This window comes from Sphingomonas sp. R86520 (genome assembly GCF_042466285.1).
Taxonomy (GTDB): domain Bacteria; phylum Pseudomonadota; class Alphaproteobacteria; order Sphingomonadales; family Sphingomonadaceae; genus Sphingomonas.
The window spans coordinates 2721562-2744763 of record NZ_JAXHBZ010000001.1 but is presented as its reverse complement, the minus strand read 5'-3'; the positions used below and the strand labels follow the sequence as shown (position 1 = coordinate 2744763).

The 23202-nt window shown below is 66.2% G+C and carries 18 protein-coding genes and 1 tRNA gene; 16 read left to right on the top strand and 3 right to left on the bottom strand.

Annotated elements, in window-relative coordinates; genetic code table 11:
• The first annotated feature begins 24 nt into the window (after positions 1-24).
• From SJY41_RS12445 to SJY41_RS12435, 3 genes are all read left to right on the top strand, one after another.
• Positions 25-483: a hypothetical protein gene (locus tag SJY41_RS12445; protein WP_380782132.1), complete on the top strand. Its 459-nt coding sequence runs from the start codon at positions 25-27 to the stop codon at positions 481-483.
• Positions 484-502: 19 nt separating this feature from the next.
• A complete protein-coding gene (locus tag SJY41_RS12440; protein WP_380782130.1) occupies positions 503-904 on the top strand; it encodes a winged helix DNA-binding protein in 402 nt (133 codons plus the stop codon).
• A gap of 201 nt (positions 905-1105) precedes the next feature.
• Positions 1106-1609, top strand: coding sequence for a DUF4262 domain-containing protein (locus SJY41_RS12435; protein ID WP_380782128.1), 504 nt, complete (start codon positions 1106-1108; stop codon positions 1607-1609).
• A gap of 93 nt (positions 1610-1702) precedes the next feature.
• On the opposite strand, the gene SJY41_RS12430 is transcribed toward SJY41_RS12435, so the two are convergent.
• Positions 1703-1776: transfer RNA gene (locus SJY41_RS12430), tRNA-Gly, on the bottom strand.
• Between the two features lie 191 nt (positions 1777-1967).
• Between SJY41_RS12430 and SJY41_RS12425 the strand changes: the two genes are divergently transcribed.
• Positions 1968-2645, top strand: coding sequence for a spermidine synthase (locus SJY41_RS12425; protein WP_380782126.1), 678 nt, complete (start codon positions 1968-1970; stop codon positions 2643-2645).
• Positions 2646-2727: 82 nt separating this feature from the next.
• Here the strand turns inward: SJY41_RS12425 and acs are convergent, their stop codons facing one another.
• Entirely contained in the window at positions 2728-4683 is a 1956-nt protein-coding gene (gene acs, locus SJY41_RS12420; protein WP_380782124.1) for an acetate--CoA ligase, read from the bottom strand.
• Positions 4684-4835: 152 nt separating this feature from the next.
• Between acs and SJY41_RS12415 the strand changes: the two genes are divergently transcribed.
• Both SJY41_RS12415 and SJY41_RS12410 read left to right on the top strand, forming a co-directional pair.
• Positions 4836-6311 carry a DcaP family trimeric outer membrane transporter gene (locus tag SJY41_RS12415; RefSeq protein WP_380782122.1) on the top strand — a complete coding sequence of 492 codons (1476 nt, stop codon included), beginning with the start codon at positions 4836-4838 and terminating at the stop codon, positions 6309-6311.
• Positions 6312-6343: 32 nt separating this feature from the next.
• Positions 6344-8011 (top strand): MFS transporter, encoded by a 1668-nt coding sequence (locus SJY41_RS12410; RefSeq protein ID WP_380784139.1) that lies wholly within the window; start codon positions 6344-6346, stop codon positions 8009-8011.
• A 63-nt stretch (positions 8012-8074) separates the two neighbouring features.
• Here the strand turns inward: SJY41_RS12410 and SJY41_RS12405 are convergent, their stop codons facing one another.
• Positions 8075-10450 (bottom strand): TIM-barrel domain-containing protein, encoded by a 2376-nt coding sequence (locus SJY41_RS12405; protein WP_380782120.1) that lies wholly within the window; start codon positions 10448-10450, stop codon positions 8075-8077.
• 249 nt (positions 10451-10699) lie between these two features.
• Between SJY41_RS12405 and SJY41_RS12400 the strand changes: the two genes are divergently transcribed.
• The 10 genes from SJY41_RS12400 (at position 10700) to SJY41_RS12355 (ending at position 23157) form a co-directional block, all read left to right on the top strand.
• The gene (locus SJY41_RS12400) at positions 10700-12076 is read left to right on the top strand and encodes an FAD/NAD(P)-binding protein (RefSeq protein ID WP_380782118.1); all 1377 of its coding nucleotides are present in this window, start codon (positions 10700-10702) and stop codon (positions 12074-12076) included.
• Positions 12073-13197 carry a Na+/H+ antiporter NhaA gene (gene nhaA / locus SJY41_RS12395; RefSeq protein ID WP_380782116.1) on the top strand — a complete coding sequence of 375 codons (1125 nt, stop codon included), beginning with the start codon at positions 12073-12075 and terminating at the stop codon, positions 13195-13197. The genes SJY41_RS12400 and nhaA overlap by 4 nt, the downstream gene beginning before the upstream one ends.
• A gap of 296 nt (positions 13198-13493) precedes the next feature.
• On the top strand, positions 13494-14342 hold the full coding sequence (locus tag SJY41_RS12390) for a TorF family putative porin (protein WP_380782114.1): 849 nt from the start codon (positions 13494-13496) through the stop codon (positions 14340-14342).
• Between the two features lie 113 nt (positions 14343-14455).
• Positions 14456-14545 carry a K(+)-transporting ATPase subunit F gene (gene kdpF / locus SJY41_RS12385; RefSeq protein WP_055875324.1) on the top strand — a complete coding sequence of 30 codons (90 nt, stop codon included), beginning with the start codon at positions 14456-14458 and terminating at the stop codon, positions 14543-14545.
• A gap of 12 nt (positions 14546-14557) precedes the next feature.
• A complete protein-coding gene (kdpA, locus tag SJY41_RS12380; RefSeq protein WP_380782112.1) occupies positions 14558-16261 on the top strand; it encodes a potassium-transporting ATPase subunit KdpA in 1704 nt (567 codons plus the stop codon).
• 14 nt (positions 16262-16275) lie between these two features.
• Entirely contained in the window at positions 16276-18306 is a 2031-nt protein-coding gene (gene kdpB / locus SJY41_RS12375; protein ID WP_380782110.1) for a potassium-transporting ATPase subunit KdpB, read from the top strand.
• A gap of 382 nt (positions 18307-18688) precedes the next feature.
• Positions 18689-19264: a potassium-transporting ATPase subunit KdpC gene (kdpC, locus tag SJY41_RS12370; protein ID WP_380782108.1), complete on the top strand. Its 576-nt coding sequence runs from the start codon at positions 18689-18691 to the stop codon at positions 19262-19264.
• Positions 19261-21921 carry a DUF4118 domain-containing protein gene (locus SJY41_RS12365; RefSeq protein WP_380782106.1) on the top strand — a complete coding sequence of 887 codons (2661 nt, stop codon included), beginning with the start codon at positions 19261-19263 and terminating at the stop codon, positions 21919-21921. The genes kdpC and SJY41_RS12365 overlap by 4 nt, the downstream gene beginning before the upstream one ends.
• Entirely contained in the window at positions 21918-22607 is a 690-nt protein-coding gene (locus tag SJY41_RS12360) for a response regulator transcription factor (RefSeq protein WP_380782104.1), read from the top strand. Before SJY41_RS12365 ends, SJY41_RS12360 begins: the two co-directional genes overlap by 4 nt.
• Positions 22608-22899: 292 nt before the next feature.
• A complete protein-coding gene (locus tag SJY41_RS12355; protein WP_380782102.1) occupies positions 22900-23157 on the top strand; it encodes a hypothetical protein in 258 nt (85 codons plus the stop codon).
• Positions 23158-23202: the final 45 nt, after the last annotated feature.

Here is a 23202-nt window from a genome sequence, read left to right as displayed (position 1 = left end):
TCGGTCCTGCTTCGGAGATAAGAGTTGGATCGGGTCTGGTTGTTCTACGCGATTCAGATTGCGGCGTCCGGCTACGCGTTCCTGCGGGGCGGGGCGCCGGAGCGGCTGACGGCGTTGGCGCTGCTGCTTGCGGCGGCGTCGACCGGAATGGTCCAGCGCGATACCCCCGTCCTGTTCGCAGGATTGGAGGTCGGCGTGATGATCATCGACCTGATCCTGCTGGCGGTGATGATCACGATCACGTTGCACGCCGATCGGTTCTGGCCGGCCTGGGTTACCGCGCTTCATGCGCTGGGCACGGGTGCGCATCTGGCCAGGGCGATCAGTCCTGACGTGATCCGCCTCGTTTATGCGGTCCTTTCCGCCGTCTGGAGCTATCCCATCGTTCTGCTTCTCGTGATCGGGACTGTCAGGCATTCGCAGCGGATCCGGGCTCGAGGCTGGGATCTCGACTGGAGCCACCAGGACCCGACTACGCGTTAAGCGAATTCGGAAGATGTTTATGACCTTCGCATTTGCCATGGCGCCTGCCATTTCCACGCAGCGCCAGGTGTCCCTTCCCGTATCCGATCTCGCATTGGTCGACATGGCCAAGCGGCTCTACGAGCTCCGCAAGGTTCGCGACGCGCTGCTCGGCGAGGCGCTGTTCTCGGAACCGGCTTGGGATATCCTGCTCGATCTGTTCATCTCCGACCATGAAGGCCACCGGCTCAGCGTCTCCGCAGTCTGCATCGGCGCACGCGCACCATCGGCTACCGCGCTACGGTATCTGACATTGTTGCAGGAGGCCGACCTGGTCGAACGGACCCGCGACGAACGTGACGGCCGGCGATCGCACGTTCAACTCACCGGTCTCGGCCGCAGGCGCATGGCGGCGCTGCTCGGACGGTTGATCGATGCCTGAAATGGGATGGAGCGGGTAACGGGAATTGGCCATTATCAGGTATGGCGCCTGCCTTCAGGCCGAACGATCGGATTCCCCGAGTCTGGTCGGTACCGCGGGGCGTTCGTTTAGGGCCGGCAGAGAGCGCCCAGAATAGGTCATTCGGGATGGCTGTTGCGCTTCCTGATTGCGGACGTTCAGCGGGAGGGTTAGCGACCGCTCATGCGAACCGCCCTGAACGCGCCTGATGAAGCTCTGGATGATGCCGAGCGAGTGTTTGTAGCCAAGGTCCGAGAGCACGGCTGGTTCGATACCGCAGTGTTTGGCGACACTGAAGGGCCGGGGTTCTCGTTTACTACGGGGTTGTGGGTGAACACCGGTCAGCCAGAATTGATTATGTTCGGCATGAAGCGTGAGATAGCCCATGACGTGTTCTGGGAGTTATTCCGAGAGGCTAAGGCGGGGTTACCACTGCCGGTAGGCGAGCCAACCGATAGAGCGTTTGAAAACCTTCTTGCCTATGCCTTTCCGGTGGCAAAGCGCTTCTACCGAAATCACCTCGGCTGGAGCCGATGGTTTTACGGTAGCGACGATTTCCCATGCCTTCAGATTGTTTGGCCGGATCGGCGTGGCGTTTTCCCATGGGAGCAGGAGTTCGACACAGCTTTTGCAACCGACCAGATCGATCTTACAGAAAATGGGTGGGAGTCAGCACTTACGGGGTGAGTCCGCTTTCCATCGCGCTGCCTCAAAAGCCGCCAGTCCGCTTCCCTTCCCATCCCGGAAATTAGCTCGATGGAGCGGGGCTTTTGCAGGGGATGGAGCGGGTAACGGGAATCGAACCCGTGTATTCAGCTTGGAAGGCTGCTGTACTACCATTGTACTATACCCGCATCACAGCCAGACGGCTGCGTGTCATCGGTTGCGCCACGAGCCGAAATCCGCTCGGCGTTCCCCGGTGATGCCGAAAACCACTGCCACGGGCGCCATTCTGACGTCAAGTCTGCTCCGTCGTGTCGTTCCTTTTCTTCCTGTCGATGTGGTACGATCCTCGGCGCTCGGATGCCAAGGACCTGGACCTACGATGACTCCACGAGAATTGATTGCCATTGCCGCGGTGCCGGGTGCGAGCGAGGAACTCAGACTGTATCGCCGGGCGGACGACTTCATGATCCTGCTCGATCGCGCCGAATTGATGAGTACGCGGATGAGCGGATCCGAAGAAGCGCTGGCGGTCATGACATGCGCAAGACTCGAAGGCCGGACGGGAGCGCACCTGTTGATCGGCGGCTACGGCATGGGGTTCACGTTGCGTGCGGCACTCGCGGTACTCGACCATACCGCTCGGATCACGGTGGTCGAACTGGTGCCCGAGATCATCGAATGGGCGCGGGGCCCGATGGCGACGCTGATGGCGGGCTGTCTCGACGACCCGCGCGTCGAGCTGATCCAAGGCGACGTGGCCGCGGTCATCGCGCAAGGTGCGTCCGTCTATGATGCCATCCTGCTCGACGTGGACAACGGGCCCGACGGACTGACCCGAAGCGACAACAACCGGCTGTATTCGGCACGCGGGCTGACCGCGGCGAAGCGAGCACTCGCACCCGGCGGCATTCTGGCGATCTGGTCCGCCGCCCCGGATCCGGTCTTCACGCGCCGCCTCACGCAGTCGGGCTTCCGTACCGACGAGGTCGTCGTTCGCGCGCGGAGCAACGGAAAAGGTCCAAGGCACGTCATCTGGTTCGCGACGGCGGCGGACTAGGGCCGCCGGAGGCACCGGGATCGTTGCTGGTTTATCCCAAGTGCCTCCAAAGCTCCGCCGCCATCTGCGAGACGCGTGCGCGTCATGCCGGTGCGGCGGTGGCCTCGTTGCGGCCGGCGATCAGCGCATCGACGACGGCGGGATCGGCTAGCGTCGACGTATCGCCCAATTGATCGAGCTGGTTCTCCGCGATCTTGCGCAGGATACGGCGCATGATCTTGCCCGAGCGCGTCTTGGGCAAGGCAGGCGCGAACTGTAGGATGTCGGGTGTCGCGATCGGCCCGATCTCGCGGCGGACCCATTGAACGAGCTCCTTGCGCAGGTCTTCGCTAGACTCCGCGTTCGCGTTGAGCGTGACATAGGCATAGATGCCCTGACCCTTCACGTCGTGCGGCATGCCGACGACCGCCGCCTCGGCGACCTTCGCATGCGCGACCAGGGCGCTTTCGACTTCGGCGGTGCCCATTCGGTGGCCGCTGACGTTGATCACGTCGTCGACGCGGCCGGTGATCCAGTAATAGCCGTCCTCGTCGCGACGGCAGCCATCGCCGGTAAAATACTTGCCGAGGTAGGTCGAGAAATAGGTCTGAAAGAACCGTGCGTGATCGTTCCACACGGTCCGCATCTGGCCCGGCCAGCTATCGGCGATGACGAGATTGCCCTCCACCGCGCCATCGAGGACCTTGCCGTCGGCATCGACGAGTTCGGGGACAACGCCGAACAACGGTTTGGTCGCGCTGCCGGGTTTCAAAGCGGTAGCACCGGGCAGGGGGCTGATCATGTGACCGCCGGTCTCGGTCTGCCACCACGTGTCGACGATCGGGCAACGGCCGTCGCCGACGACGTTGTGATACCAGTTCCATGCCTCGGGATTGATCGGTTCGCCGACCGAACCGAGCAGGCGCAGCGACTTGCGGCTGGTGCGCGTGACCCAGTCGTCGCCCTCGCGCATCAGCGACCGGAGGGCGGTCGGTGCGGTGTACAGGATGTTGACCTGATATTTGTCGACGATCTGCCAGAAGCGGCTGTGGTCGGGGTAGTTGGGTACGCCCTCGAACATCACGGTCGTCGCGCCGTTCGCGAGCGCGCCGTACAGCGTGTAGGTGTGGCCGGTGACCCAGCCGACGTCGGCGGCGCACCAGAAGATCTCGCCGGGGCGGTAGTTGAAGACGTATTCGTGCGTCATCGACGCCCAGACGAGATAGCCGCCACTGGTGTGCAGCACGCCCTTGGGCTGGCCGGTCGAGCCGCTGGTATAGAGAATGAACAGCGGGTCCTCGGCGCCCATCGGTTCGGGCACGCAGTCGGTGGACTGGCCGGCGATGCACGCATGGTACCAGCAGTCGCGGCCTTCGGTCATCGTCACGGCGCCACCGGTGCGGCGGACGACGATGACGGTCTCGACCGCGAGGTTCGCGTGGCTCAGCGCCGCGTCGACATTGGCCTTCAGCGGGATGGTCTTGCCGCCGCGCAAGCCCTCGTCGGCGGTGATGACGATGCGGCTGTCGCAGTCGTGGATGCGGTTGCACAGGCTCTCGGGCGAGAAGCCGCCGAACACCACCGAGTGGATCGCGCCGATCCGCGCGCAGGCGAGCATTGCGAATGCCGCTTCGGGAATCATCGGCATGTAGATCGTGACGCGGTCGCCCTTCCGAACGCCGCGCGCCTTCAGCGCGTTGCCGAGCCTCGATACTTCGTCGCGGAGTTCGGCGTAGGTAATCGCACGGGCGTCGGCGGGGTCGTCGCCCTCCCACAAGATCGCCGTCGCGTCGGGGCGCGTGTCCGCGTGGCGATCGACGCAATTGGCGGCGACGTTGAGCTGGCCGTCCTCGAACCAGCGGATGTGGAAATCGCTCTCGTCGAACGAGGTGTCCTTGATCCTGGTCGGTGCCACGATCCAGTCGAGCCGCTTCGCCTCGCGTGCCCAGAAGGCGTCGGGATCGGTCGCGGCCTCCGCGTACATTCGGTCATAGGCAGCGGCATCGATCAGCGCGTCTTTTGCCCACTCTGCGGGGACGGGATAGCTGGCCTCGGTCATCTGGCTCTCCTTTTCGGCGCGCTTTAGACGGTCGTGTTCGGACAATCACCCCCAATCGCAGTAAGGGGTGGACGCCGGATCGCAATCCGGCATGATGACGCAGCCTATATCCGCGCGTCAGACCAGTGGAGAGCGAAGCAGGGATGAGAAGTATGGCGTTCAAGACACGGATGGCCCTGACGGCCTTGCTTTCTGGCACGGCGTTGATGGGCTTGGCGCCCACCGCCGCGCAGGCGCAGACGGCGCGCGAAATCGAACTCGAGACCCGGCTCAAGGCGCTCGAGGCAGCGGTCCAGGATTTGCGCGGCGAGTTGAACGCGGCCCGGGCTACGGCGTCCGCCACGCCGTCCCCAGCCCAGTCTCCGTCGTCGTCGCCCAGTGCGGGTTCGGCGCCGATCGCGCCGACCGAGGTGGTGTCTTCACCGACGGCACCTCGGCCGAACGGTCCGAGTACCGCGACCGCACTCGCCGCAACCAAGCCTACGGGGCCAGCGACCGCTTCGACCGATGGCTTCAAGGTCGCCGGTACCACGGTCAAGCTGAACGGCTTCATCAAGGCCTATGCCTCGGTCAGCCGGTATAGCGGCGGCAACATCGCGCCGGAATCGGTCGGTCGCGATTTCTATTTTCCGAGCATGACTCCGGTCGGCGGCCGGAACGAAGGCGATAGCGTCGAGGGTCACGTCAAGCAGACGCGGCTCGTCCTCTCCACCGAGACGCCGATCGCCGGCCACACGCTGAAAGGCCTTGTCGAACTCGATTTCCAGGTCGTTCCTGGTACCCAGGGAAACCAGCGGGCCACCAATGGCTATGACCTGGGTCTACGGCGTGCGTTCTTCGTCTACGACGATTGGTTGTTCGGCCAGGACTGGTCGAACTTTCAGTATGTCGGTGCGCTGCCGGAGACCACCGACTTGATCGGGCCGACGGAAGGCACCGTGTTCGTTCGCCAGCCGCAGATCCGCTACACGCGCAAGCTGAGCGATGCGCTGTCGCTGTCGGTCGCGGCGGAAAACCCCGAGACTTCGTCGACCAGTGTCGCGTCGGCCACGATCGTCGAGAATGCCGACGACCGCTTGCCCGACATTACCGCGCGGCTGAACTACAAGACCGCGTTCGGTGAATTCTCATTGGCGGGGCTCGGCCGCAAGCTGACGATCGATACCGGAGCGTTGAACGAATCCGCGACCGGGTGGGGCGTATCGTTCGCGGGCAAGGTCCCGCTCGACGAGAACGGCCGTTCCGACATCCGCTTCATGGTGACGCACGGCGACGGTATCGGCCGCTACGTCGGCCTCAACCTCGCGCCGGATGCGGTGTTCGTGCCGTTGGTAGGCATGCGGTTGCAGACACCAAGTCTCACCGCGGGCTTTGCGGCACTCAAGCTCGGTTGGACCGACAAGCTGCGCTCGACCTTCACCGGCAGCGTCCAGGGGATCGACTATCCGACCGGCGCGGTGCCGATCGGCGCGAGCGATTCCACGTGGAGCGCCTCCGCCAATCTCTTCTACTCGCCGGTCAAGGCCGTCGATCTCGGCGTCGAATTTCGTCACGCCGAACGTACGTTGGTCGACGGGGAGGTGGGCAAGATGGACCGCGGCGAATTCGCGGCCCGCTATTCCTTCTGACGCATGATCGCGCCATCCGAGAGGACATCGTCATAGCTACGACAACAGGGGACGTTTCCCCACCCGGTCGCGTCACGCAGAGCCAGCCGTTGATCATCATCGCCTCGTCGCTGGGCGCGGTGTTCGAATGGTATGATTTCTACCTCTACGGCCTGCTCGCGACGATCATCACCGCGCAGTTCTTCTCGGGCGTGAACGAAACCACCGGCTTCATCTTCGCACTCGCTGCGTTTGCGGCGGGGTTCGCGGTGCGGCCATTCGGTGCGCTGGTGTTCGGGCGGATCGGCGACGTCGTCGGGCGCAAGAACACGTTCCTGGTCACGATGGCGATCATGGGCCTGTCGACCTTCCTCGTCGGCCTGCTCCCCAGCTACGCGTCGGTCGGCGTCGCCGCGCCGATCGCGCTGGTCGTGTTACGCCTGTTGCAGGGCCTTGCGCTCGGCGGCGAATATGGTGGTGCCGCGACCTATGTCGCCGAGCATGCGCCCGACAACAAGCGCGGGCTGTTCACCAGCTTCATCCAGACCACCGCCTCGCTCGGCCTGTTCGCGGCGCTGCTGATCGTGATCGGCGTGCGGACCCTGGTCGGCGAAGAGGCGTTCGCGGCGTGGGGCTGGCGGATCCCGTTCATCGTCTCGATCGCGCTGCTGGCGGTGTCGCTCTGGATCCGCATGCAGCTCGAAGAGAGCCCGGTGTTCCAGAAGATGAAGGACGAGGGCAAGACCTCGAAGGCGCCGCTGACCGAGGCGTTCGGGCAGTGGAGCAATTTAAAGGTCGTGCTGATCGCGTTGTTCGGTGCGGTCGTCGGGCAGGGCGTCGTGTTCTACACCAGCCAGTTTTACGCGTTGTTTTTCCTCGAAAAGAACCTGCGCGTCGACGGGCCGACCACCAATATCCTGATCGCGATCGCACTGTTGATCGCCACGCCTGCGTTCATCCTGTTCGGCTGGCTGTCCGACAAGGTCGGGCGGAAATACATCATCCTGACCGGCTGCGCGCTCGCCGCGCTGACCTACATGCCGCTGTTCCACGCGCTGTCGAAGGCGGCCAACCCGGCGCTTTATGCCGCGCAGGAATCGTCGCCGGTGGCGGTCGTCGCCAACCCCGCCGAATGTTCGGTGCAGTTCGATCCGGTCGGCAAGAACAAGTTCGATCGCAGTTCATGCGACATCGCCAAGGCCTATCTGGCGAAGGCCGGCATATCCTATACCAACGTCGTCGTACCCGCGGGCACCGTCGCACAGATTCATATCGGCGGCGCGACGATCCCGGTCGTCGACCCGGCGGTCGTTTCCGGGCCGGAGAAAGCGGCGGCGATCAAGGCGTTCGGTGCCGAAGTAAAGACCGCGCTGACCGCGGTAGGCTATCCCGAAAAGGCGGACCCCGCGCAGATCAACAAGCCGATGGTCGTCGCGATCCTGGTCATCCTCGTGCTGTACGTGACGATGGTCTACGGCCCGATCGCGGCGCTGCTGGTCGAGTTGTTCCCGACACGGATCCGCTACACGTCGATGTCGCTGCCCTATCATATCGGCAATGGCTGGTTCGGCGGATTCCTGCCGACCGCGGCGTTCGCGATGGTCGCGGCCACCGGGGATGTTTATTACGGGCTCTGGTACCCGATCGTCGCCTGCGCGGTGACGGCAGTGGTCGGGCTGGTGTTCCTGCCGGAGACGTTCCGCAGGTCGCTGCACGGCTGAGCCGATCTAGACTATCGGAATGTCGGGGCGGGCGGATCCTCGGACCCTCCCGCCCCAGTCACGTCAGCGTGCAGCCGTTCCGGGCTGGCGCGGAGCCACGACCTTCACCAGCGTCCTGACGTCCTGCCCGGTCGGCAGCGGACCCGATGCGGTCAGCGTCCCCGCCGCGTCGTTCCAGCGCAGCACCGCGCTCGATCCCGCACCCTTCTTGCCCGCCCCATTCTTGTAGCCGTTGGTGACGCCGTCGTCGTCGTACAGCGTGAAGCTCGCATCGCGGCCCGGATAGACCTTGATCGTCTCGAGCGCCTGCTTGGTCGCGGTGCTCGGCACCTGTACGCCCATCGGCACGATCGACCCCGCACGGACGAACAGCGGGATGCGGTCGATCGGCGCCGCAGCGTCGATCGTCTGGCCACCCGCATAGCGCTGATCGGTCCAATAATCATACCATTCGGAACCCGCCGGCAGATAGACCTTGCGGCTGGTGACGCCCTGCTCGGTAACCGGCGCGACCAGGAAGGCGGGCCCGAACATATATTCGTCGCCGATCGTCGCGACGGCCGGATCGTTGGGGAAGTCCATGAACAGCGCGCGCATGAACGGCGCACCGGTCCTGTAGGTCTGGTAGCCGAGTGAATAGAGATACGGGATCAGCGCGTAGCGCAGCTTCAGGAAACCGGCGAGCACCGGCTCGGCCGCCGTGCCATAATCCCACAGCGCGGTCGCTGGGCGCTGGCCGTGTATCCGCAGCGTCGGCGTGAAGCTGTTATAGGCGAACCAGCGCGTGAACAGCTCGGGATAGTCGGTGTAGCTCGGCGGCATCGCCGTCGCGCCGGCCGGATCGAGCAGCGGCGCATGCTCCGCCTTCGGCCCGTTCGGATACTGCCAGCCGCCCGTGTCGCTGCTCCAATAGGCCATGCCGGTCGCGGTAAAGCCGAGCCCCGCGGGAACCTGGCGGTGCAGCGTTTCCCAGTTCGCCTGCACGTCCGACGACCAGAACAGCGCGCCGTTGCGCTGCGTACCGAGATAGGCCGCCCGCGCGAGGATCAGGTTGCGAAAGTCGGGCCGGTCGCGCGCGGAGCCTTCAGCGACGCTCTGCGTGTGCACCAGCGGATACAGGTTGTGATACCGATCACCCGATCCGATCGAGAAGAAATTGCCGTCCGGGACCAAGTCCGGCTCGGTCTCGTCGAGCCAGAACCAGTCGAAGCCCTGCGACGCGATATTGTCGCGGATCCGATCCCAGAACCAGGCGCGGGCGTCCGGATTGGTCGAATCGAGCAGCGCGCCGGCACGGTCAGAACGGATCGGCAGGCCGTCGACCACACCGCCGTCCTTGTCCTTCAGCAGCCACCCCTTGGTGCCGAGGAAGTTGAAATAGCGCGATTCCTTCTCGAATCGCGGCCACACGCTGATGATCGAATGCATCCCCATGCTCTTCAGCGTGTCGTTCATGCCCTTGGGATCGGGGAAATAGGTCCGGTCGATGTCCAGCTGCCCCATCCGCGACCAGTAGAACCAGTCGAGCACCATCACGTCGAGCGGCAGGCCGCGCGTGCGATACCCCTTGGCGATGTCGAGCAGTTCGGCTTGCGTCTCGTAGCGGGCCTTCGACTGGATCAGCCCGAACGCGGCCTTTGGCGGCAGCGGCGTCGCACCGGTCAGCTTGGCGTAACCGGCGTAGAGTTCGTCGGTCGTGTCGCCGGTGATGACGAAGAACGACACGCGCTCGCCGACGTTCGACTGCCAGTGCGTCGAACTCGACAGGCCGGGGGAAACGGTGGTCGCCGAGGCATTGTCCCAGACGATGCCGTACCCCTTGTTCGTCACCATGAACGGCACGCACACCGTTTCGCCTGCCGGCGCATCGTAATTGTGGCGGCAGTCGATCGTACGACCCTTGAGATCGAGCACGCCTTCCTGGTTCTGGCCGAGCCCGTAATAATGCTCGTTCGGCTGCACCGCGAAGCTTGCGCCGACGCGGAACGTCTTTTCACCGTTCACGGTCTGCGGCGACATTTCCCAGCCGGTCATCTCGGCGACCATGCGACCGTCAGGCTTGCGCACGGCGATCGAGACGGGCGGCAGCGACGGCGCGAAATAGCGCTGCATCTGCGTCGGCGCCTTGGGCCAGGGCTGCGCAGCGACCGTCAGCGATACCGCGTTCGACGTGAAGACGTCCCCGCTCGCGTCGGTGCGGTGCGTCCAGCCGGTCGCGTCCGACTTCGCGTTGGGGCCCTCGCCCGGCGGCGCGTCGGCCAGCGCACGATCGAGCGAGATCGTGACGCGGACGATGTTCGGCGCATAGGGCTCTATCGCGACCAGGCTGCCGTTGCGGTCGACCGTCGCCATCGGGTCGGCCCAGGCCGGTGCCGACAGAGCCGATGTAAGGCAGGTGCCGACCAGCAGGAGGCGAGCGGCGGAAAGGAAGGTCGACATGGGTTCAGGTTTCCCGTCAGCAAAGAGGTCGGCGCAGATGCGCGCGGTGGTCCCGCGCGACATGCTCGGTTCGCGGCCGAAATGCCAGATGGCACGTGGTCGTATAATTGGGCCCAAGGATGCGTCTGCGGCGCCCGGGGCGTGAGGCCGGGACGGATGCTGCGTGGCAAAGGGGTAGGCTAGCTGCCGCCGATAAGGCATGGCGTGCGCAGCCAATGGGTGAGCGAACAGATGGACGAACGACCAACAATGCCGCGCATCGCGGGCCCCGAGGATCACGTCGTCGTCGTGGGCGGCGGATTTTCGGGCGCGCTGTTCGCGGTCAACCTGATCCGGCATGACGGACCCCGCGTCACGCTGATCGAGCGGCGCGACCGCCAGCTCGCGCGCGGCGTGGCCTATAGTGCGGCCCACCCGGATCATCTGTTGAACGTCCGCGCGGGGAACATGAGCGCGTTGCCCGACGACCCCGATCACTTCGTCCGCTGGCTCGAGGCGCACGGCAAGGGCGACCGCAAGACCTTCGTGCCCCGCACGACCTATGGCGCGTACCTGCGCGAACTGCTCGATGCGGCGATCGCGGAATCGGATGGCCGGCTGGTGCATGTCGAGGGCGAGGTCTGCGCGATCGATCCGGTCGAACGCGACGGGGTGACGCTGACGATGGCGGATGGGCGCAAGATCGCGGCCGACACCGCGGTGCTCGCGCTCGGCAATCTGCCGCCGCACACGCCGCCGGGATTGAAGCCGGAGGCGCTGCCGGCCGGTGTCTATTACGCGGACCCCTGGGCTGCGAACCTCGCCGAGGGGCTGGGTGCGGACGATACCGTCGTGCTGGTCGGGACCGGGCTGACCGCGATCGACGCGGCGTTGCTGCTCGATGCGCAGGGGTTCGTCGGAAATATCCTGGCGATGTCGCGACGCGGCTTGTCGCCGCGACGGCATGTCGATGGCGCGCCGGCGCACCGCGGGGTTTCGGACAAACCGCAGGGCGGGCTGACCGACCTCGTCCGCCATGTCCGCGCTCGTGCCGCGACGGAGGGCTGGCGTTGCGCAGTCGACGAGCTTCGTCCGGTCACGCAGATGCTGTGGGCGGCGGCGTCGCAGGAGGTGCGCGGACGCTTCCTTCGCCATCTACGCCCGTATTGGGACGTCCACCGCCACCGGCTCGCACCAGCCGTTGCCGACCGGGTCGAGGCGCTCGTTGCGACCGGGCGGCTGACCTTCGCGGCGGGCAAGATCGTGTCCGCCGACGCCGACGGGACGCAGGCGAGGCTGACGTGGCGGCCTCGCGGCGAGACCGATCCGGTCGTCACGCGTGCCGCGCGGATCGTCAATTGCACCGGGCCGCAGGGCGACCTGTTGCGCTCGGAGGAGCCGCTCGTGAAGCACCTGCTCGCGGCGGGGGCGATCCGGCCCGATCCGTTGCGGCTCGGCGTCGACGTCGATGCGCAGTCGCGCGCGATCCGCGCCGACGGCACGCCGGATGACCGGATCCACTGCATCGGGCCGATGACTCGTGGCGGGCTGTGGGAGGTGGTCGCGGTGCCCGATATCCGCGTCCAGAGCTGGGATCTCGCGCGGCGCCTGTCCAACGCGCAATGGGTCGGCGGCGAAGGTCTTTGACCGCGATCCGGCGCTTTTTCTCGGGCGAGGCGGCGGGAGCCATCGTGCTGCTCGCGGCGGCGGTAGCGGCACTGATCGTCGCGAACTCACCGCTCGCGCCAACCTACTTCGCGACACTGCACCACACGGTCGGCGGGATGAGCGTCCACCACTGGATCGACGACGGCGCGATGGCCTTGTTCTTCCTGCTGATCGGGTTGGAGGTGAAGAGCGAGTTCGTCTCGGGGCATCTCTCGACCTGGGGCGAGCGCATCATGCCCGGTGCGGCGGCGCTCGCGGGCATGGCGGTCCCGGCGGCCCTCTATGTGCTCGTCAACATGGGCACGCCCGCCAATCTGCGCGGCTGGGCGATCCCGGCGGCGACCGACATCGCGTTCGCGCTCGGCATCCTGGCCTTGCTCGGGTCGCGCGTGCCGACCTCGTTGAAGATATTGCTGACGGCGATCGCGGTGATCGACGACCTGCTCGCGATCCTCGTCATCGCGGTGTTCTACACCGGCCACATCGCTTTGCTGCCGTTGCTCGCAGCGGGTGCGGGGCTCGGCGTGCTCGTCGTCCTGAACCTGTCGGGCGTGCGCTCGCTGGTGCCGTATCTGCTGATCGGTGTCGGCATCTGGTACGGCGTCTTGTTGTCGGGTGTGCATGCGACGCTCGCGGGCGTGGCGGTCGCGTTGACGATTCCGCTGCGGACCGGGGACGGCCAGCCGCCGCTCAAACGTCTCGAACACGCGCTCCAGCCGTGGTCGAGCTTCCTGATCGTGCCGGCGTTCGGGTTTGCCAATGCCGGCATCGCGTTCGGCGGGATGGTGGCGGCGGACGTGATCGCGCCGCTGCCGGTCGGGATCATGCTGGGGCTGTTCCTCGGCAAGCAGATCGGTATCTTCGCGACGATCCGTGGGCTCGTGACGTTCCGGCTGGCCGAGGCACCCAAGAACGCGAGCTGGACGCAGGTGTACGGCATGGCGGTGCTGTGCGGGATCGGCTTCACGATGAGTCTGTTCATCGGCGGCCTCGCCTTCGCCGGCGCACCGCACGCAATGGACGCGGTGAAGGTCGGCGTATTCGCCGGCTCGATCCTGTCGGGCATCGCCGGCTGGATGATCCTTCGCCGCACCGGATAGTAAGTCGGTAATGCCGATCGGCACTGGGCAGGCATCACCCCGGCGGAGGCCGGGGCCCAGTTGGGCAACGATTCTATCGGCGGGTGCGCTTCGTCACAGCGACCTTTCCACCTGGGCCCCGGCCTCCGCCGGGGTGGTGCATCTCGGCCAGTACGGTAGCCGTCGATAATTCGACAATACTACGCGAAACATATGCTCCGGCCCGGCAATCGATCTCGAATTGCTACGTCGCCAGAGCCTAATTGCCAGTCCTCGCGAACCGCCATCCTTCCGGCGGCACGCGCATGGGGACCGCAATGCACATTCTTCGTTTCGCCGCCGCCGCCGGACTTCTCGCCGGTATCGCCACGCCTGCGTTCGCACAGGACACCGCGCCGCCGTCTCCGGTAACCATCTCCGGTTCCGTCACGCTCGCGACCGACTACCGCCTGCGCGGCGTGTCGCAGTCGGACAAGGACGGCGCGATCCAGGGCGGGCTGACGATCGCGCACGAGAGCGGCGTGTATGTCGGCGCTTGGGGATCGAACCTGTCGGGCTGGGGCACGTTCGGCGGCTCGAACATGGAACTCGACCTGATCGGCGGCTACAAGCACAAGCTCGCGGACAACGCGACGATCGACGTCGGCCTGACCTGGTACATGTATCCGGGCGGCGCCTCGAAGACCGATTACGCCGAGCCCTATTTGAAGCTCAGCGGCACGACCGGCCCGGCGACGCTGACCGCGAGCGCCTTCTATGCGCCGAAGCAGCAGGCACTCGGCAAATGGTATCGCACCGGCGCCGATGCGGCGGCGGGTGTCTACACCAACCCCGGCGCCAAGACCGACAATCTCTACCTGACCGGCGACGGCGCGTTCGCGCTTCCCGGAACGCCGGTCACCGCGAAGGCGCATATCGGCCATAGCTGGGGCAATGACGGCCTCGGCCCCAACGCGACCAGTGCGGCGCCGACCGGCGACTATTGGGATTGGTCGCTCGGTGCGGACACTACGTATAAAAATCTGACGCTGAACGTGAGCTATGTCGACACCGACATCACGCGTCGCAGTGCTGCGTATCTCCAGCCTAGCTTCAGCCGCGGCCAGGACGGAACCGGATCGATCGCCGACGGCACGATCGTCGCCTCGCTCACCGCCGCCTTCTGAAGGATCGACCGATGCAGGATCTACTCTGGATAGCGTTCATGGTCGGACTGGTGGCGGCGACGCTGGCCTATGTCCGCCTGTGCGACAACGCCTGAGCCCATGAGGACACCATCATGACCCTCGACCTCTGGCTCGCCGCGATCGTCGCGCTTGGGCTGCTGTTTTACCTCGTGGCGGTGCTCATCCGTCCCGAACGCTTTTAGGAGCGCGTCCTCATGACATTCGAAGGATGGATCCTCATCCTGGGCTTCGTCGGCATCCTGCTGGCGTTGACCAAACCGGTCGGCCTGTGGCTGTTCGCCTTGTACGAAGGCCGCCGCACGCCGATTCACGCGATCCTCGGCCCCGTCGAGACCGGCTTCTACAAGCTCAGCGGCATCGACCCGAAACAGGAGCAGGGCTGGCGCCGTTACGCGCTGCACATGATCATGTTCAACGCGATGCTGATGGCGCTGACCTACGCGGTGCTGCGTCTGCAGGGTGTCCTACCCGGCAATCCGCAGGGCTTGGCGGGGCTCAGCCCCCATCTCGCGTTCAACACCGCGATCAGCTTCACGACGAACACCAACTGGCAGAGCTATGGTGGCGAATCCACCGTGTCGAACTTCAGCCAGATGTTCGGCCTGACGATCCACAACTTCCTGTCGGCGGCCACCGGCATCGCGCTGGCGTTCGCGCTGTTCCGCGGGTTCGCGCGCAGGTCGAGTGCGACGATCGGCAATTTCTGGGCCGACATGACGCGCGTCACGCTGTACGTGCTGCTGCCGATCTGCATCGTCGTGACGCTCTTCTACATCGCCAGCGGCGTGCCGCAGACGATGGCCGGCACAGTCGACATCACCACGCTCGAAGGGCTCAAGCAGACGCTGACGCTCGGGCCCGTGGCGAGCCAGGAAGCGATCAAGATGCTCGGCACCAATGGTGGCGGCTTCTTCAACGCGAACTCGGCGCATCCGTTCGAGAACCCGACCGCGCTCGTCAACCTCGTGCAGATGCTGTCGATATTCCTGATCGGCTTCGGCCTGACCTGGACGTTCGGCAAAGCCGTCGGCAACACCAAACAGGGCTGGGCGATCCTCTCGGCGATGCTCGTGCTGTTCCTCGCCGGCGTCACCGTCACCTATTGGCAGGAAGCCGCGGGCAACCCGATCCTGCACAACATCGGCGTGGCGGGCGGCAACATGGAAGGCAAGGAGGTCCGCTTCGGGATCGCCGCATCGGCCCTGTTCTCGGTCGTCACCACTGCCGCGTCGTGCGGTGCGGTCAACAGCATGCACGACAGCTTCACGGCGCTGGGCGGCATGATCCCGTTGCTCAACATCCAGCTCGGCGAAGTCGTCATCGGCGGGGTCGGCGCGGGCATCTACGGCTTCCTGCTGTTCGCCATCCTGGCCGTGTTCGTCGCAGGCTTGATGGTCGGCCGCACGCCCGAATATGTCGGCAAGAAGATCGAATCGCGAGAAGTGAAACTGGCGGTGCTGGCGATCGCCATCCTGCCGCTCGTCATCCTGGGCTTCACCGCGCTCAGCGCCGTGCTGCCGGACGGGCTTGCGGGGCCGCTCAACAAGGGTCCGCATGGGTTCACCGAGATCCTCTACGCTTTCACCAGCGCGGTCGGTAACAACGGGTCGGCGTTCGCCGGGCTCACCGCCAACACGCCGTATTACAACGGTCTGCTGGGCGTCGCGATGTGGCTTGGCCGCTTCTTCATCATCGTGCCGATGCTCGCCATCGCCGGCGGTCTCGCCGCCAAGAAGTACACGCCGGAGAGCGCAGGCTCGTTCCCGACGACGGGTGGCCTGTGGGTCGGCCTGCTGGTCGGGATCATCCTGATCATCGGTGGCCTGACCTTCCTGCCGAGCCTCGCGCTCGGTCCCATCGCCGATCATCTCGCGATGATCAGCGGCAAAACCTTCTGACGGGACAAGCCAAAATGGCACGCACCCCTACCAAGTCGCTGTTCACAGCCGACTTGATCGTTCCCGCGATCGGCGACGCTTTCCGCAAGCTCGATCCGCGGCAGTTGATCCGCAACCCGGTGATGTTCGTCACCGCCTGTGTCGCCACGCTGTTGACGATCCTCGTCAACGTCGGCGGCGACGGGCTCTCGGTCGGCTTCAAGATCCAGCTGGTGATCTGGCTGTGGCTGACGGTGCTGTTCGGTACCTTCGCCGAAGCACTCGCCGAAGGGCGCGGCAAGGCGCAGGCCGCGTCGCTCCGCGCGACCAAGGCCGAACTGACCGCCCGCCGCATGAAGGGCGACCAGGTCGAGTCCGTCCCCGCCAGCATGCTCCGCGCGGGCGACATCGTCCTGGTGACGATGAGCGACCTGATCCCCGCGGATGGCGAAGTCGTCTGGGGCGTCGCCTCGGTCAACGAAGCCGCGATCACCGGCGAAAGCGCGCCGGTGATCCGCGAGGCCGGCGGCGATCGCTCGGCGGTGACCGCGGGCACGCGCGTCATCTCCGACGAGATCCGCGTGAAGGTCACCGCCAACCCCGGCGAAGGCTTTCTCGACCGCATGATCGCGTTGGTCGAGGGCGCCGAGCGGCAGAAGACGCCGAACGAGATCGCGCTGACGTTGCTGCTCGTCGGGCTGACGATCATCTTCCTGATCGCGGTCGGCACTATTCCGGGTTTCGCGAGCTATGCGGGTGGCCGCGTGCCGGTCGCGATCCTGGCCGCGCTGCTGATCACGCTGATCCCGACGACGATCGCCGCGTTGCTGTCGGCGATCGGGATCGCGGGGATGGATCGTCTGGTGCGCTTCAACGTGCTGGCCAAGTCGGGGCGTGCGGTCGAGGCGGCGGGCGATATCGACGTGCTGCTGCTCGACAAGACCGGCACGATCACGATCGGCGATCGCCAGGCGAGTGAGTTCCGCTCGGTCGGCGGCACGCGTGACGAGGACCTGGCCGAAGCGGCGTTGCTCGCCAGCCTCGCCGACGAAACGCCCGAGGGCCGCTCGATCGTCGTCCTCGCGCGCGAAAAATTCGGCGTGACGACCAGCGCACTGCCGGGCGATGCGGAGGTCATCCCGTTCACGGCGCAGACGCGAATCTCGGGCGTGATCGTCGGCGGCTCGCTGATCCAGAAGGGCGCCGTGGACTCGATCCTGAAGGCCAATCCGGGGGCAGGGGCAACCGCCGCCGCCACCGAACTGCGCCGGATTACCGACGAGATCGCCCGCGCCGGCGGCACGCCGCTGGCAGTCGCACGCGATGGCCGGTTGCTCGGCGCGATCTTCCTCAAGGACGTCGTGAAGGCCGGTATCCGCGAGCGTTTCGGCGAGCTGCGCGCGATGGGCATCCGCACGGTGATGATCACCGGCGACAACCCGCTCACCGCCGCCGCGATCGCGGCCGAAGCCGGCGTCGACGATTTCCTCGCGCAGGCGACGCCAGAGGACAAGCTCGACCTGATCCGCAAGGAACAGCAGGGCGGACGTCTGGTCGCGATGTGCGGCGACGGCACCAATGACGCACCGGCTTTGGCTCAAGCCGACGTCGGCGTGGCGATGAACACCGGCACGCAGGCGGCGCGCGAGGCCGGCAACATTGTCGACCTCGACAGCGATCCGACCAAGCTGATCGAGATCGTCGGCCTCGGGAAGCAACTCCTGATGACCCGCGGTGCGCTGACGACCTTCTCGGTGGCGAACGACGTGGCCAAGTATTTCGCGATCATCCCGGCGATGTTCGTCGCGCTCTATCCTGGGCTCGGCGTGCTGAACGTGATGCGGCTGGGCTCGCCCGAAAGTGCGATCCTGTCGGCGATCATCTTCAACGCGATCATCATCCCGATGCTGGTGCCGCTCGCGCTCAAGGGTGTGGCGTACAAGCCGATGGCGGCGGGGCCCCTGCTGGCGCGGAACCTGGCGGTGTACGGTCTGGGGGGGCTGATCGCGCCGTTCGTCGGGATCAAGCTGATCGACCTTCTGGTCGGTGCCTTGGGGCTGGCATGATGACCAAGCCTAGCCCGTCGTCAGCTCACGCTCCGTTGCACCACGAGCCAGCACCACCCCGGCGAAGGCCGGGGCCCAAGTGGAGAGGTCGCAGTAACGACGCTCACCCGCAGTTGGCGACGTTGCCCAATTGGACCCCGGCCTTCGCCGGGGAGGTGCTGGGTGGATGGTCGCAACGTGCAACGTGTTCCCAGCGGGGCCTCACCGCCGCCACCGCCCCACTCCACCCCGTCACCCCAGCGAAAGCTGAGGTCTCCCTCCGCAAAGTGCGCCGTGCGCGGCACGATACCCCAGCTTTCGCTGGGGTGACGGCAGAAGCAGGCGGTGCGGCACAAGCCGGGGGCGCGGCACAAGCTCGCGTTACGGCAGAAGGAAGCATCCAATGACCTCCGATTTCACCTCCGCCCTTCGCCCGGCGTTCGTCATGACGATCCTGTTCGCGCTGCTGCTCGGGATCGTCTATCCCCTCGCCATGACCGGGATCGGACAGGCCATCTTCCCCAGCCAAGCCAATGGCAGCCTCGTCATGGCCAACGGCAAGGCGATCGGCTCGACCGTCGTCGGCCAGGCGTTCACCACCGATCGCTATTTCCAGACGCGCCCCTCCGCCGCCGGCAAGGGCTATGACGGCCTGGCCTCGTCGGGCTCGAACTACGGCCCGACCAGCCAGGCGTTGGTCGATCGCACCAAGGCCGACGTCGCCAAGCGCCGCGCGGAAGGCGTGACCGGGCCACTCCCGGCCGATCTCGCCACCGCCTCGGGTTCGGGTCTCGATCCCGACCTGTCGCCGGCCTCGGCCTATGCACAGGTCGCCCGCGTCGCCCGCACCCGCGGTCTGCCCGCCGACAAGGTCCGCGCGCTGGTCACCGCCAACGTCGACGGTCCGCTGCTCGGCATCCTCGGCGAGCCGCGCATCAACGTCCTCGCCCTCAACCGCGCCCTCGACGCAACGCGTTGAACGACGACACGCGGCCATCACCCGAGGCCCTTCTGCGACAGGCGTCGCAGGAGGGTCGCGGCCGTTTGAAGATCTTCCTCGGCGCCGCTCCCGGTGTGGGGAAAACCTACGAGATGCTCTCCGAGGGCGCTGAACGTCGCCGCGCGGGCGTCGATGTCGTCATTGGCGTGGTCGAGACGCACGGTCGCGTCGAAACCGAAGCGCTCACCAGAGGCCACGAGATCGTCCCGCGCAGAGCGATCCCGTACGAAGGCCGCACGCTCGACGAGATGGACCTCGACGCCATCCTGGAGCGCGCGCCGACGCTCGTCCTAGTCGACGAACTCGCGCATACCAACGCGCCCGGCAGCCGCCACCCCAAACGCTACCAGGACGTCGAGGAACTGCTCGCCGCGGGCATCGACGTCTATTCGACGATCAACATCCAGCACATCGAGAGCCTCAACGACGTCGTCGCCTCGTTCACCCGCGTCCGCGTCCGCGAGACCGTCCCCGACAGCATCGTCGAGGCCGCCGAGATCGAAGTCGTCGACATTCCGCCCGACGAACTGATCGAGCGGCTGAAGGCGGGCAAGGTCTACCTTCCCCACGAAGCCACGCGAGCGCTCGCGCATTTCTTCTCCAAATCGAACCTGTCGGCTCTGCGCGAACTCGCGCTCCGTCGCGCCGCACAAGCCGTCGATGCGCAGATGCTCGAACACGTCCGCGCATTAGGCGTCGGCGGCACCTGGGCGGGCGGCGAGCGGATCGTCGTCGCGATCAGCGAACTCCCCGGCGCGCTCGGCCTCGTCCGCGCCACCAAGCGGATCGCCGACGCGATGCACGCGCCCTGGACCGCAGTATACATCGAAACCCCCCGCGCGCAGACCTTCGGCGAGCCCGAGCACCGCCAGCTCGCCGCGGTCTTCAACCTCGCGACCCAGCTCGGCGGCGACGTCGCGACCGTCCCCGCGACGTCGGTGGTCGACGGCTTGAAGACCTTCACGACCGAGGCGCGCGCGACGCAGCTGGTGGTCGGCAAGTCGACCCGCTCGCGCTGGTTCGAACTCCGCCACGGCTCGGTCGTCGACCAGATGGTCCGCGAGACGCCGGGGATCGCCGTCCATGTCCTCCCAATGGACCCGCCCACCGCGCCCCGCGGCACGCGCGTGCGGACAGGCGGATGGGGCAGTAAGGCGGGCTACGCCTGGACGACGGCGATGGTGGCGAGTGTCACCGGCGTGGCGAGCGCGCTGTTCCACATCCTCAACCTCGGCAACGTCGCGCTGCTGTACTTGTTGCCGGTGATGGCCGCGGCGAGCCTGTTCGGCCTGCGCACCGGGCTGTTCGCCGGGATCGCCTCGTCGTTCGCGTACAATTTCTTCTTCTTGCCGCCGACCGGCACGCTGACGATCAATAATCCCGAGAATGTGATCTCGATCCTCGTGCTGCTGGGCATTGCCTTCGTGACCAGCCAGCTCACCTCACGGGTCCGCGCGCAGGCCGACATCGCCGCCGCCAGCGCGCGCACCAACGCAGCACTAGCCGGATTCCTGCAGCAACTGACCTCGCTCAACGACCCGGTCGCGCTCGCCCGCGCCATCTGCGAGGAGATCGGACGGCTGTTCGGCGTGCGGGCGGTGATCCTCGTCGCGGAGGATACTGGTCTCGCGGTGCAGGCGGCGAACGGCGCGGATTACCGGCTCGAGACGATGGAGATGGCCGCCGCGCAATGGGCCTATGACAGCGGCGCTCCGGCGGGCCGCGGGTCGAGCACGCTGGCGGCGTCGGAGTGGTTCTTCCAGCCATTGCGATCGGGCGAGCGGACGCTGGCGGTGCTCGGCCTCGCGCGTGAGGCGGGGGGCGATCCGGTACGATCGGACCAGTTGCCGTTGCTCATGAGCCTCGTCGACCAGGCCTCCCTCGTGCTCGAACGCGCGCGGCTGGAGGTCGAGATGCGCGATGTCGACGCGGTGCGCGAACGCGATCGGTTGCGGCAGGCGTTGCTGTCGTCGGTCAGCCACGATCTGCGCACGCCGCTGACGTCAGTGATGGCGGCGGCGGCGGAACTACACCGCGGCGTCACGCCCGAGCTGATCGACACGATCGAGACCGAGGCGGCGCGGCTCAACCGGTTCGTCGGCAACCTGCTCGACATGGCGCGGGTCGAGGCGGGCGCGCTCCGGTTGCGGCTCGAACCGACCGACCTCACCGACGCGGTCGCGGGCGCGGTGCACGATACGAAGCGCGTGCTCGAGGGTCATGCGATCGAACTCGACGTCGCCCCGAACCTGCCTTTGGTCCGCGTCGATCCGCAACTGCTCCACCATTGCCTGCTCAACCTGCTCGACAATGCGGGGCGCTATGCCGACCCCGGCACGCCGATCGTCGTGCGCGCGGAACACCGGTTCGGGATGCTGCGGCTGTCGGTCATCGACCACGGGCCGGGCTTGCCCCCCGGCCGCGAGAAGGAGGTGTTCGAGACGTTCCGCCGCCTCGAAGGCTCCGACCGCGCGATCGGCGGGACCGGCCTCGGGCTTGCGATCGTCAAGGCGTTCGCCGAAGCGATGGGCATGACCGTCGAAGCCAGCAACCGCGAAGACCTGACCGGCGCGCAGTTCAGTTTGTGCTTTCCCGTGGCCCTGCTCGTCCGCGACACCGATGGAGCGAATCTATGAGCGCGCAGACGGTCCTGATCGTCGACGACGAACTGCACATCCGGCGGTTGTTGAAGAACACACTGGAGCGTGCGGGGTACGGTGTCGAGGAAGCGGTCGACGCGCGTGAGGCGTTGCGCATCGCGGCGAGCCGGCCGTTGACCGCGGTATTGCTCGACCTCGGGCTGCCTGATCGCGACGGGCTTGAACTGGTGCCGCTGCTGAAGAAGCTCGGCGATCCGATCATCCTCGTCGTGTCTGCACGCGAGGCGACCGACCAGAAGGTCGCTGCGCTCGATCTCGGGGCCGAGGATTATGTCACCAAGCCGTTCGATACCGAGGAACTGCTTGCCCGCCTTCGAGTCGCGCTGCGCGGTCGAGGGGAGGCGACGTCTCGGCCCACGGTCCTGCGCGCGCACGGGGTGGAGATCGACTTCGAACACCGCCTTGTCCGGCGCGGGAACGAAGAGGCGCATCTGACGCGGAAGGAGTTCGACGTGCTGTCGGCGTTGGCGGCGCATCCGGGCCGGGTGGTGACGCATCAGCGGATACTCGAGGCCGCGTGGCCGACCGATCACGACCGCCGGATCGAATATCTCCGCATTGTCGTGCGCAACCTCCGCCAGAAGCTGGAAGGGACGGGGGGAGTCGGCACGGTCATCGCGAACGAACTCGGGATTGGATACCGGCTGCTGGTCGACGCCTGAGCCCGGAGGATAGTATGTTTCCCCGCGAAGGCGGGGATCCAGACTGGCTCCCGCCTTCGCGGGAGAACGAGGAAGCGGTCGGTTCGCCTGTAATAAAGCCCAACCCATGCAGTCACCTTAGCGCCAAACTGTCACCCCAGCGAAAGCTGGGGTCTCCAGCGACGCGTCGCCCCTGCCGCGCGAGGTCCCGGCTTTCGCCGGGATGACGGAGTTGCGCACTACGCCAACACTATGGCTCCCCCTCAAAACCAATCTCGAACGCTTATGCGGCAGGCGATAGCTGACGTGTCGCATGACCGACGCTCGCCGCCTCCGCACCGATCTCAGTCTCCGTGTAAGCGGCATCCTGTCGCTGGCGATCGCCGCCACCGCGATCCACACACTCGCCCGCCTTTACCCGCAGACCGGCGCGCTGGCGTTCCTGCTCGCCACGATCGGCTTCCTGTGCGTGAGTGCCGGCGCGGTACTGGTGGTCGTCGGCGGCCATATCCACGACCCGGTCAGGATCAGCGCCCGCTGGCAACGCGCGGCGCGACGGGCCGCGCCCTAGCCGGGGCGTGTCGACGCGCGTGGAACGTGTGCCTATGCTACCGCA

What these genes read in the sequence shown, in the direction of transcription:
- SJY41_RS12425 (WP_380782126.1), top strand. Translation starts at nt 1,968, where the DNA reads ATGACTCCACGAGAATTGATTGCCATTGCCGCGGTGCCGGGTGCGAGC.
- SJY41_RS12400 (WP_380782118.1), top strand. Translation starts at nt 10,700, where the DNA reads ATGCCGCGCATCGCGGGCCCCGAGGATCACGTCGTCGTCGTGGGCGGC.
- SJY41_RS12405 (WP_380782120.1), bottom strand. Translation starts at nt 10,450, where the DNA reads ATGTCGACCTTCCTTTCCGCCGCTCGCCTCCTGCTGGTCGGCACCTGC.
- kdpC (WP_380782108.1), top strand. Translation starts at nt 18,689, where the DNA reads ATGACCTCCGATTTCACCTCCGCCCTTCGCCCGGCGTTCGTCATGACG.
- acs (WP_380782124.1), bottom strand. Translation starts at nt 4,683, where the DNA reads ATGACCGAGGCCAGCTATCCCGTCCCCGCAGAGTGGGCAAAAGACGCG.
- kdpF (WP_055875324.1), top strand. Translation starts at nt 14,456, where the DNA reads ATGACCCTCGACCTCTGGCTCGCCGCGATCGTCGCGCTTGGGCTGCTG.
- SJY41_RS12390 (WP_380782114.1), top strand. Translation starts at nt 13,494, where the DNA reads ATGCACATTCTTCGTTTCGCCGCCGCCGCCGGACTTCTCGCCGGTATC.
- SJY41_RS12415 (WP_380782122.1), top strand. Translation starts at nt 4,836, where the DNA reads ATGGCGTTCAAGACACGGATGGCCCTGACGGCCTTGCTTTCTGGCACG.
- SJY41_RS12360 (WP_380782104.1), top strand. Translation starts at nt 21,918, where the DNA reads ATGAGCGCGCAGACGGTCCTGATCGTCGACGACGAACTGCACATCCGG.
- kdpA (WP_380782112.1), top strand. Translation starts at nt 14,558, where the DNA reads ATGACATTCGAAGGATGGATCCTCATCCTGGGCTTCGTCGGCATCCTG.
- SJY41_RS12440 (WP_380782130.1), top strand. Translation starts at nt 503, where the DNA reads ATGACCTTCGCATTTGCCATGGCGCCTGCCATTTCCACGCAGCGCCAG.
- SJY41_RS12435 (WP_380782128.1), top strand. Translation starts at nt 1,106, where the DNA reads ATGCGAACCGCCCTGAACGCGCCTGATGAAGCTCTGGATGATGCCGAG.
- SJY41_RS12355 (WP_380782102.1), top strand. Translation starts at nt 22,900, where the DNA reads ATGACCGACGCTCGCCGCCTCCGCACCGATCTCAGTCTCCGTGTAAGC.
- kdpB (WP_380782110.1), top strand. Translation starts at nt 16,276, where the DNA reads ATGGCACGCACCCCTACCAAGTCGCTGTTCACAGCCGACTTGATCGTT.